Annotated in this window: 7 protein-coding genes; 5 read left to right on the top strand and 2 right to left on the bottom strand. The window is 61.1% G+C overall.

Features of this window, described 5'->3' with window-relative positions; genetic code table 11:
* Positions 1-277 (top strand): isoamylase early set domain-containing protein (locus tag H5U38_11880; protein ID MBC7187722.1); only part of this gene is annotated, 277 nt, incomplete at its 5' end.
* A gap of 3 nt (positions 278-280) precedes the next feature.
* Here H5U38_11880 and H5U38_11875 read toward each other — a convergent pair.
* Both H5U38_11875 and H5U38_11870 read right to left on the bottom strand, forming a co-directional pair.
* The gene (locus tag H5U38_11875; GenBank protein ID MBC7187721.1) at positions 281-1,369 is read right to left on the bottom strand and encodes an alcohol dehydrogenase catalytic domain-containing protein; all 1,089 of its coding nucleotides are present in this window, start codon (positions 1,367-1,369) and stop codon (positions 281-283) included.
* 115 nt (positions 1,370-1,484) lie between these two features.
* Positions 1,485-2,732 carry a spore maturation protein gene (locus H5U38_11870; protein MBC7187720.1) on the bottom strand — a complete coding sequence of 416 codons (1,248 nt, stop codon included), beginning with the start codon at positions 2,730-2,732 and terminating at the stop codon, positions 1,485-1,487.
* Between the two features lie 288 nt (positions 2,733-3,020).
* Here H5U38_11870 and purC point away from each other — a divergent pair, with 288 nt between their 5' ends.
* The 4 genes from purC to H5U38_11850 all read left to right on the top strand — a co-directional run bounded on the left by purC (position 3,021) and on the right by H5U38_11850 (position 10,704).
* Entirely contained in the window at positions 3,021-4,043 is a 1,023-nt protein-coding gene (purC, locus tag H5U38_11865) for a phosphoribosylaminoimidazolesuccinocarboxamide synthase (GenBank protein MBC7187719.1), read from the top strand.
* An 812-nt stretch (positions 4,044-4,855) separates the two neighbouring features.
* Complete coding sequence (locus H5U38_11860; GenBank protein ID MBC7187718.1) at positions 4,856-8,251, top strand: T9SS type A sorting domain-containing protein; 3,396 nt, start codon at positions 4,856-4,858, stop codon at positions 8,249-8,251.
* 104 nt (positions 8,252-8,355) lie between these two features.
* A complete protein-coding gene (locus tag H5U38_11855; GenBank protein MBC7187717.1) occupies positions 8,356-10,266 on the top strand; it encodes a T9SS type A sorting domain-containing protein in 1,911 nt (636 codons plus the stop codon).
* Positions 10,267-10,329: 63 nt separating this feature from the next.
* A complete protein-coding gene (locus H5U38_11850) occupies positions 10,330-10,704 on the top strand; it encodes a nuclear transport factor 2 family protein (GenBank protein MBC7187716.1) in 375 nt (124 codons plus the stop codon).
* Positions 10,705-11,140: the final 436 nt, after the last annotated feature.

The raw sequence follows: 11,140 nt of genomic DNA, 5'->3' as shown, positions 1-11,140 counted from the left end.
CAAGGACTTTCGAGCTGTGCGCTTTTCCTACCGAACCATGAACCCCGCAAGATCGGTAGCTGTGGCCGGCGACTTTAACGGGTGGAACCCCCTCGCTCACCCTATGGAAGCAGAGGACAGCTCTCGGACTGCCTGGAGCCTTGTCATGCCCTTGCGCGAGGGGCGCTACCGGTACAAATTCGTGGTCGACGGTTCCGTGTGGACCCACGATCCTTCTGCCCAGTCTCAGGAGCTGGACCCCTTCGGCGGATTCAATTCCGTGGTGGTCGTGCGGTAGGCGCTACTGGAGACGAACGACCGCCTTGATGATACCGTGCTCATAGGCGGCAGCGGCAGCGAAGGCACGGGGCGCGTCGCAAAGGGGGTACTCGTGAGTGACCAAGGCCAGGTCGTGGAGTTGGCCGGCAAGCAACGTTAACGCCTCGGCCAAGCAGGCGTTTTGCCGCCGCACATTGAGGATCGTGAGCTCCTTGCGGCGGAGAAGGTTAATGTCCAATCTCACCTTGTTGGTACGGGGAATGCCCACGATGGCCAGCTTGCCGCCCGGTGCGAGAAGTTGAAGTGCCTGGTCAAGAGCTGCTTGCTCGCCGCAGCATTCGACCACCACTTCCACGCCGCCAGGCATCGCACCCAGAATTTCTCTGAGCATGTCCGTGGTGTTTGGGCTCGCCGCCCATTCGGCGCCCAGGCGCAAAGCAGCTTCGCACCGCCAGTCCAATGGGTCGGTGACGTAGATGCCTCTCACTCCGTTGGCCGACGCAGCTGCCAGAAGGCAAAGGCCGATGGGGCCCGCGCCCAATATTGCCATGGTCTGCGGCAAATGAGGGCCCAGCAGGCGGAGGGTATGCAGCGCGATGGAAAGTGGCTCAGCCAATACGCCCTGGCGCCGGCTCACCTGAGGCGGCAGAGGGTGACAGCAGCTCTCGGGCATCACCAGGTACTCGGCCATGCAGCCGGCGGGGCCCCCAGGACTTCCCAAGAAGCGGAGCGCCCGACAGGTGTTCGCCCGTCCGGTGCGGCACTGATCGCAGGCGCCGCACACCAAGGCTGGATCCAGCACGACGTCCTGTCCAGATCGGAGCTTGGTCACACCTTCACTTACCTCCACCACCTGCGCCGTGCCTTCATGACCCACGATCATCGGGAAACGCACCTTCTGGTCGCCAATCCGACCATCGCGATAGTAGTGGAGGTCCGAGCCGCAGATGCCGGCATAGGCCATGCGCAACAGCACCTGGCCAGGCTCGTCAAGCTGGGGCCGGGGTACCTTACCGACTTCCACGGTGCGCCGCCCACTCAAGAGCACCGCGTACATCTCGCGCGCCCCTCTTCCCGGCAGGGGAGATGAACCGTTACGAAGCACGCTCATAAACCACCTCGAGGCACCCAGGGCCGGAGCAGCTGCTCAGCCTCCCTTCTCGACCCGGTGATGAGGGGCCAAACGGAACACCCCATGATGGGGGCGTTCGGCCATGCCCATCTCATTAGAGAAACATCACCCGGCAGATGAACACGGCGGCAATCACGCCGGCCGCGTCGGCCACCAGTCCAATCGGCACCGCGTAGCGCGTCTTGGTCACCTGCACACATCCGAAGTACACTGCCACGACGTAGAAGGTCGTCTCGCTACATCCGTAGATCGTCGAAGCTAACCTGCCGATGAAAGAGTCGACGCCGTGCGTGTTGATGAGCTCCGTGATGATGCCCAACGTGCCGCTGCCGGAGAGAGGTCGCATGAGGGCTGCCGGAAGTACTTCGGCAGGCATGCCGATGAGGTTGGTCACCGGCGCCAGAAGTCGAACAAAGACATCCAGCGCACCCGAGGCGCGCAGCATGCCGATGGCCACTAAGATGCCCACCAGGTAGGGGATAATCTTGACGGCAACCTCAAAGCCCTCCTTCGCACCGCTGATGAATGTTTCGTAGACCTTGACCTTTTTCGCGAAGGCGAGCACCGGAATGATAAACAAGAGCACGGGAATTGCCCATTGGGAAAGAAGAAGAAGTGCGTTTTTGAAAAAACCTGGAGGCAAGAGGGCGAGCCCGGCACTCAGCAGGCCCAACGCGCCCATGACGGCCAAAGTCACGACCACCAGCGCAAAGAGGGCGATGCCCTTGGCATGCTGCCGGAGCCTGGCGAAAAACTGCCCGACGCCACCCTCCATGCTCTGCACCAGCTTGGTGACCGTGACGGCAGTGATGCAGGCAAAGGTCGAGGAAAAAACCGTGCTGCCGATGATGTCCCAGGGATTGGCCGCGCCGGTCTTGGCCCGCACGGCAATCATGGTGGCGGGAATCAACGAGATGCTCCCCGTGTTGAGGGCGAGAAACATGATCATGGCATTGGTAGCGGTATCCTTCTTTGGGTTGAGCGTCTGCAGATGCTCCATGGCCTTGAGGCCCAGCGGCGTTGCCGCATTGCTCAGTCCCAGCCAGTTAGCGGCAAGGTTGAGCACCATCGCCCCCATGGCGGGATGATCTGGCGGCACATCCGGAAAAAGGCGCGTGCTGATCGGGCGGATGGCACGCGCCAGCATGCGCACCAACCCAGCTTCCTCCGCCAGCTTCATGATGCCTAACCACAACGCCATGATGCCGATGAGACCCAAGGCGATGTCCACCCCGGTGTTGGCCATCTCGAAAGCCTTCTGGGTGACCGCTTCAATCTTGCCAGTTACTGCGCCCACCACAAGGGCGATGACCACCAACGCCAGCCAGATGTAGTTGAGCATCCCTGTCCTCCTCTTGTCGACCTCCAAGGACCGCCCTTCGTACTCGCCAGCAAAGACAGGCCAGTTCAGGTCCGCGAAAAACCCCGCGCCCATGATGCTTGGAGAAAAAGTAGGTTTTTTTCTGACAAGTGCAAGCCTTTTTTGCGCCACCCTGACAATTATGGCTTGACTTAGAGGGTCCTTTATGCTATCTTTCACCAGCTCGGACATCGTGGGCAGGCGGCGGCGAGTCTTGCACGTGCTGTTCTGCCCCCGCCGTTGTGCCAGAACTGAGAAGAGGAGTGCGCCATGGGAAGCGTGAAGGACTTGAGGGTCGTGACACCCCCGCAGGGGCACCAACCGGGAACGGGGATCTTTGAGTTTTCCGACCGCTATTCGGTGTTCGACTGGGGGGAGATGCCGGACCACATCGCGCACAAAGGCGAGGCTCTGTGCCTCATCGGCGCCTATTTCTTCGAAAAGGCCGAGGCGATGGGAATGGCCACCCACTATCGGGGGCTGGTAGAGAACGGGCGCACACTCCGTCTGGCTGAGCTCTCGGCGCCGGCGAAGGCCATGGAGGTGGCCCTGCTCAATGTGGTCCGCCCAACGCTCAAAGGCCATGTGTACGACTATTCCGCCTACGGCCCACATCTGTGCAATTTCCTCCTCCCCCTTGAGGTCATCTTTCGCAATACTCTCCCGCCGGGGTCGAGCGTTTTCAAGCGACTGCAGCAGGGCAGCCTCACATTAGCTGAGCTCGGCCTGACTCACCCGCCGCAGCCGGGGCAGGTCCTGGAGGCGCCCATTCTCGATGTTTCCACCAAGCTCGAAAAAACGGACCGCTATCTCTCCTGGGCTGAGGCCCAGCAGATAGCAGGGCTGAGTGACGAGGAGCTTGCAGAGCTGCGTACCACCGCCCTGCGCCTGAACGAGATGATCACGACCGAGGCACAACGCATGGGACTGGTGCACGAGGACGGCAAAGTGGAATTCGGTTTCGATGAACGCCGCCGCCTCATGGTCGTGGACGTGATGGGGACTCCTGACGAGTGCCGCTTTACCATGGATGGCGTACCGGTGAGCAAGGAAGTGGCGCGCATCTTCTACAGGACAACAGCCTGGTTTCAAGAGGTGGATGCGGCAAAAAAGCATGATCCCGTTGGCTGGAAGGCGGCAGTCAACGCGGACCCTCCGCCTCTGCCACCGCGTTTGGCCGAGCTCATCTCCTTTGTCTATCAGGGCTTTTGCAACGAACTGACCGGGCGCCAGTGGTTCGACTGCCCACCGCTCTCCCAGACCGTGGCGGAGATTCGCAGCATGCTTGGCTGAATCCTTGCACAGGGAAAGACTCGGCTTCTCCATCGGGGACACTCCAAAACTACGGGGCTCCTGCGGCCACTCCTGCCATGGAATGGGGCAAGAGCAAAGACCGCTTTGATTCAGATCGGGGGAAGAGCTAACCGTGTCACAGCAACGAGCCTATGCCGGGCCGCACGGCCCTTGTCTGCCGCCCGCAGCAAGATTTCTTCTTGCCATTTGGCCAGCGCTGGCCGTGGCAAGTCCCTCGCCCGGTCAGTGAACAGACACAGGGGTCCCTTGGGGTACACCATCTCTTTCTGCGCCCTAGCAGACATTCCCGGGAGCGCGGGCGATGCCACCTATTGCTCTGCCGGCGCCATAAGGGCGGGGTGTAGCGTCTGCCCTTCGCCGGACGTACCCGCTGCCCTCCGGCTTTTGGCTGCAGCAGAATCAGCCGAACCCTTTCTCCTTTATGCCGAGAATCACTGTGACCCGCCGCCATAGCCCGCACGTTTCTCCTAACACCAAGAGTGCTTTCGGGAATCAGCTCGAGACGTTGGCACCACAAGAGTTAAGTGCACATGCCGTTGCGGGGCATAGCAAAGGCCTGCCCGGCGGGACCGATGTCAGATGTGCGTCTGGATATTTCGCGAGACCAGGGGACTCCTCTTGCTTACCAACCGAGCCCGACCGGCGGCAGGCCTCAAGGATGCTTAATGGCCTGCCCAACTCTTGTTCACTTTTCGCTTGACATTTGCACGCGCTAAGGGTATATTACCGGTGAAAGTGTGCGGCGGGGGTGGTGTGACACTAGCATCTCACCATGACAAGAGGAGCGCATTATGAGATGGTCACATGCATTGCGGGTCACCGTCCCGCTGACGATGCTCTTCCTCCCCGCGCTGCTCCTTGCTCAGGTAGACTTTGGCGGTTACACGTTCCAGTCGTGGGCAGCGTTTGCAGACGAAGCTGTTGAGGTAGGTTCTCCCCCGCCCGGGGCAGGTTTGCTCCCACATGGCACCACCAGCATCAACACCGCGCTCACCGACATCAACCTCAACACTTGGGTCGTGGCCGGCGGCGATGCCGGCATGGCCGACGTCCGTTTTACCGACAACGTGATCGTCAACGAAGACGGCGCTGACTTTGTGGTGTTCGAGTACGGCATAGCTGAGGCTTACCGCGTGGCAGTGAGCCGGGACGGAACCACGAACAATCTCACCGCCTTCCGGCAGTACGTCGGCACGCAGGCCATTGACCTGAGCGACTTTGGCATTGCGGCCGGCGCCACCGTGTCCCTCCTCCGGATTCAGCCAAACCCGTCCGTGCCTGGGAGTGGTGGCGCCGAATTGAGCGCCGAGATCCAGGACATCGGGGCGCTGCACTCGCGGGCTCCATCCGCCTATGGCAAGTTTGACTTTAATGACGGCACCGTGCAGGGTTGGACACTGGAGGGCGCCTATGACGAGCAAGGGAGGGGCCCGTTCTCTTCGGCGTTCTTTGATGGGTGGCAGGACGCGGTGAGCTACCCCAACCCACCCGGGCTCGATCCTGTGGGCAACCAGCAGGGTACACTGCGACTGGCCACGTTAGGGGGGCATGGCGTCACCAACCCAGGGGCAAACTGGTGGGTCATGAAGCTAATGTCGCCTGATCTATCCGGCTCTCCGACCTGGCAGGAGGCTACAGGCTTTTCCGTAGAGATTGCCGAATGCATGGCCAGTTTCGGCCAGGCGTATGCCAATCTCTGGGTCATCGTCTACGACCACGATCAGGCGCGCATAAGAGCCTTCTACAGTGGCACCGCGCAGGCCCTGACCCACGACGTGTACGGTGACGGCAACGCCGCCTGGAATCATCGGGAGTTCGACTGGTCATCTATCCCTACCTTTCCCACCAACTACACCATCCAGAAGGTAGCTGTGTTCATCTGGGGGAAAATGACCGGCGTGTACTATGAAGGCGGCATCTACATCGACGAGGTGACGCCAATGGGCGGGGGTGGCCCACAGCCGCCGGCCGCGCCCTCAAATCTCCAGGCCTATCAGACCGTTCCACAGATCCACCTCACCTGGCAGGACAACTCGGACGACGAGACTGGGTTCCAGCTGGAGTACAAGGACGGCCTTGATGCGCCGTGGGATACCTTGGCGCTGCTCGGCCCCAACGTCATCTCCTACCAGATGGACAATGTTGCGGTGGGGCACACCTACGTCTTTCGTGTCGCCGCGGTGAGGGAGGGGCTCATGTCCTCCTACTCCAACTTAGATACACTGACGTACAGAGTGTTCTTCGGTTTTCTCCGGGTGGACAGCCCAAACGGCGGCGAAGTGTGGCCAGTAGGTTCCACGCAGACCATTTCGTGGACCGCGCAAATGGTGCCACTGTCCAACTATGCCATCGACTATTCCATCGACGGGGGGAGCCATTGGCAAACCGTTGTTGGTTTGCTGCCCCAGAGCAGCTCCTATCAGTGGACCATCCCCAACACACCCTCGACGAATTGCATTGTAAGGGTCCGGCTGACCTCCTACAACGTCTACGACCTCACGGATCATCCATTCACGATTACTGCAGAGCAGGTGCCCGTCTTGGCGGTGACACCCTCGTCGCGCGATGTTCCGGCCAGAGCGGGGACGACCGGATTCGAGGTGGACAACACGGGCGGCGGCACGATGAACTGGACGGCCACAGTGACCGAAGGGGCCACATGGTTGACCATCACCTCAGGCGCCAGCGGTACGAACAAGGGCACCATCGTGGTGGCTCACAGCGCAAACCCCTCCCCTACGCCTCGTAGCGGCACCATCACGGTCACCGCACCCGGAGCAAGCGGCAGCCCCTGTCAGGTGACCGTCAATCAGAGCGGAGCGGCAGAGCCTGGTGTCACTGTGCGGATGGAGCCAGGCAAGAAACAGCTCTACCTGAACCGCACCGGTGCGGTGGATGTGGTCATCGACAATGTCACCAACATCGGCAGCTTCCAGTTCGAGATAGGCTACGACCCGGCCATTGTGCAGTTGCGGGGTGGCTCCCCCGTACAGCTCGGCTCATTCTTGGCCAGCACGGGGCGCACCGTCATCCCGGTTGGCCCGGCCATTGACACCACCGCCGGTACGGTGGTCTTCGGCGCCGCCACCTTTGGCACCCAGGCTGGACCGAGCGGCTCCGGCACTTTGGCTACCATCACATGGACGGGTGTCGGTGAGGGAAGCAGGAGCCTTGACCTCAGAAATGTCCAGGTGAGCGATATCGACGGCGTGGTCATCCCGGTCAGCGAGGTCGACGGGGAAATCACCGTGAGAAGGGGCTTCTGGGCCGACGTCAATAACGACAATCGCATCGATATCATCGACATCCAACTGGTGTGCGCCCATTGGAACACCCGAGTCGGCGACCCCAACTATGATCCGCAATACGACGTGGACAATGAAGGCCAGGGCGACGGGGACGTTGACATCATCGACATCCAACTGGTGGCCTCCTGGTGGAACAGGCCGCTGCCTGGTGGAGGGCTTGCCCGTATGGAGCCAATTGACTCGCCTCCGCCCGTGCGCCTGACAGTGCGCCAGTGCGTCGACGCTCCCGGCCGCTCGTGGGAGGTCGATGCCGTGGGCGCCACTGACCTCGCCGGATTCCAGTTTGACCTGGTTGCTTCGCAAACTCTGCACCTGAGCTCTTTTGGGGTCGGCAACTTCCTAGACGGTGGCGGCAATGTAGTCACCCCTCTGGGGCCCCAGGTGGCGCAGGGGGGCCGGCGGGTGACGGTCGGTGCGTTCAGCTACGGCTCTCCTTCAGGAGCCACAGGTTCGGGCACACTGGCACACATTCAGCTTGAGCGGCCCGAGGAGCTGCGCATAGAGAACGTGCAGCTTGCCGATGTGCACGGGCGCCCGGTGCCGGTGTCTGAAATCACTTACACAGTGGCCTCCAGCCCAGCTTTGCCAGTGGAAATGGTTCTCCAACAGAACTACCCCAACCCCTTCAATCCCACGACGAGCATCCGCTTCGAGCTACCTGGAGAGCAAGGCAAGAGCCTGCCGGTGACGCTGCGGGTGTACGACGTCAAGGGCGAATTGATTCGCACGCTGTTGGACGGAGAGCAGAGTCCGGGGGACCACACGGTCACCTGGGACGGTTGCGATGACGCAGGCCGTCCCGTTCCATCTGGGCTCTACTTCTGCAAGCTCGTCGCTGCCGGGCGCAGGCTGACGACGAAAATGATTCTGATGCGCTGAATTTGCCTTCAATCTGAGGGCGGCGTTCACCAGCCATGGCGACGCCGCCCTCGGCTTTTCTTTGGCCGATCAAGGCGAAGAGAACCTGAAGGAGAGGATAACCCATGAAAGGCTCCTCCCACCAATTGATTGCACTCCTGGCACTTGCGGTGTGCATTGTGGCACTCGTTGCCAATTTGTGGGGACAGACCACACTCAAGATATCCCCAGAGAACCTTCCAGCGCTCACCGGACGGCCTTGCTCACTCAACGTGGTGGTCGACAACGTCCAAAACCTGGGGGCGTTCCAGTTCGACCTCCTCTATGCCTCGGAGGTGGTGCACGCCACTTCAGCTGCCGTGGGTCCTTTTCCCGGCAGCACCGGCAGGACGGTAGTCCCCTTGGGCCCCCAGATCGACAACGGTAGCAGGCCTGGGAGACTGACCTTCGGAGCTGCCACCTTTGGGGTGAATCAGGGACCGGACGGAACAGGAGCCCTTGCCACGGTGGTCTTTTCCCCACAGGCGACTGGACAGACGGCGTTGCTGATGGAGAACGTCCAGCTGGCCGACATCTACGGCCATGTTCTGCCCATCGCCACGGTGATCGGCGGCCGTATTGTTGTCGGCTCCCCATGTCTGGTGACCACCACTGCCGACTCGGGCATCGGCTCGCTGCGTTTCGCACTCGCCTATGCTAATGACCACCCCGGGCCGGATACCATACGCTTCAACATTCCGCCCACCGACCCGGGCTGCGATAGCACTGGCGTCTGTACAATCTACCTGACGCAGTCCCTTCAGCTCTCCGACAGCGGCACCGTTATTGACGGCTACACCCAATCAGGCGCTTCGCCAAACAGCAACCCCTTCGGCCAGCCGATCAACGCCTCGCTCAAGGTCGTACTGGACGGCTCTCTTTCGGAAAGCTCATGCATCCTCGTCCTCGGTGCCAACAACTTGCTGCGCGGGTTGGTGCTATCCCGGCTTGACCGCGGCATAGAGTGCATCGGCGAAAGAGCCCGCGGGAATCGTATCGAGGGAAGCTTCATCGGTACAGACGCCACAGGGAGCGCGGCATGGGGCAATCGTACTGCAGGAGTTTCCATCAGCACCTATGCGAGCATGAACGTCATCGGCGGAGCCCAACCGGCGGCACGGAACCTGATTTCCGGCAACTCCTGTGCGGTGGCAATCGGCCCATGGGGTAACAACATAATCCAGGGCAACTATATCGGCACAGACGCAACCGGGCTTTCGCCGCTCGGCAACACCATCGGCGTGCGCATTGTCAACGTGTCACAGAGGAATCTCATCGGCGGCCCTGAGGATGGCATGCAGAACCTGATCGCCTTCAATCAGACGGGCATTCTCATCGACGGCTCGTTCGGCGAGGCGTACTACAACACCATCTCCCGCAACTCGATCCATAGCAATGCGGGGAAAGGGATCGGCTTGATGAGCGGCGGAAATCAAAATTTCCCCGCACCGGTGATTACCAGTGTCACACCGACCCAGGCGTCGGGCAGCTCCGTACCTTTCGCGACGGTTGAGCTCTTTTCCGATGCCGGTGGTCAGGGCGCTGTGTTCGAGGGCACGACTGCGGCTGACGGGGCAGGCAATTGGGTGCTGAGCAAGCCCGGGGGATTCGCGGGCCCGTATCTCACCGCCACGGCTACCGATCCTCATGGCAACACCTCCGAGTTTTCCGCCCCGGTGGCCACGGCCGTCGGGCCGGCCTGGACAGCTCCCCTGCCCACTTCGTTTTTCCTGCACCCTGTTCACCCAAACCCTTTGCATACGACGACCTTGATCCGCTATGGGCTGCCCCGCCCGGCACAGGTCGAGCTGGCAATCTACAACACTGCCGGGCAACGGGTACGGACGCTGTTCCACCAGTACCAAGCCGCCGGGGTCCACTCCTTATCGTGGGACGGCACAGACCACAGGTGCGAACCCGTGCCCAGCGGGGTGTACTTCTGTTGCTTCAGGGCTGACGAGTTTTCTGCCACCAGGAAGATCGCTGTGGTGCGTTGACGGTGAAGGAGACCCGGGAAGTGCAACGACATGCCGCTTCCTTTCCCGGCAGAGGACCCGGCCATGCGCATGTCACGCGTGGAAGCAGCCGCACGGCTCGCCCTCGAGTTCGGTGAGGCATTCAACCGCCATGACCTCGAGGGAATCGCACAGCTCCTGGACGAAGACTGCGTCCTGGAAACCACCGGCCCGGCACCCGAGGGAAACACTTTGCGGGGAAAAGGCGCGGTTCTTGCCTTCTGGGAACGTTTCTTTCGGCAAATGCAAGACGTCCGACTGGAAGTGGAGGAAGTCTACGGCCTCGGCACTCGCTCCCTGCTCCGTTGGCGAAGACACTGGACCGACGCAGCGGGGAGGACTTTTCGGCTCCGCGGCGTGGACATCTTCAAAGTCGTGGATGGCCGCATCTGTGAGCAGATTTCGTATGTGAAAGGGTGAGACAGCTATTCGGCCCAAGGCACGAACGGCCAACGGGGCAGAGGAATTCTGAGAGAAGGAGCTGAGGAAAGTCTTCATGAAGGGTTCCTCAGAGGACGCGTCCGGGCCCTCCTGAGGCCACTCCCCGCGATCTGAAGGGTAGGCCAAGGCTTAAGTGGGAGGTCTGGCGCCAGGCTGCTCAGGGTCCACAGGCGCTCCTCAGTCTATTCTCTGGAAGGTCACCGAGAAGAACTGATGACCGGGGGGCGGTCGGGCGCTCGGCGCACATTTCTGTCGATGGTGCGATGTCGTTTCTGGGGAAATCGAGAGGGGTGTCTTCGACAGGGCCCGGTTGACCCTATCGCCCGAACTGGGCTCTCATCTTTGGTGAGTCTGCACAAGAGAAACAGGAAGCTTTATGTACCATAGGGAGGGGAGTATGGAGTACAAGAGCGCT

The sequence above is a fragment of the Calditrichota bacterium genome, assembly GCA_014359355.1.
Classification (GTDB): Bacteria; Zhuqueibacterota; Zhuqueibacteria; order JANLFK01; family Oleimicrobiaceae; genus Oleimicrobium.
Note: the sequence above shows the minus strand (reverse complement) of the source record. Positions and strands in the feature narration are given on the sequence as shown.

Coding starts and splice junctions, on each gene's coding strand:
- H5U38_11875 (MBC7187721.1), bottom strand. CDS start 1,369: ATGAGCGTGCTTCGTAACGGTTCATCTCCCCTGCCGGGAAGAGGGGCG.
- H5U38_11870 (MBC7187720.1), bottom strand. CDS start 2,732: ATGCTCAACTACATCTGGCTGGCGTTGGTGGTCATCGCCCTTGTGGTG.
- purC (MBC7187719.1), top strand. CDS start 3,021: ATGGGAAGCGTGAAGGACTTGAGGGTCGTGACACCCCCGCAGGGGCAC.
- H5U38_11860 (MBC7187718.1), top strand. CDS start 4,856: ATGAGATGGTCACATGCATTGCGGGTCACCGTCCCGCTGACGATGCTC.
- H5U38_11855 (MBC7187717.1), top strand. CDS start 8,356: ATGAAAGGCTCCTCCCACCAATTGATTGCACTCCTGGCACTTGCGGTG.
- H5U38_11850 (MBC7187716.1), top strand. CDS start 10,330: ATGCGCATGTCACGCGTGGAAGCAGCCGCACGGCTCGCCCTCGAGTTC.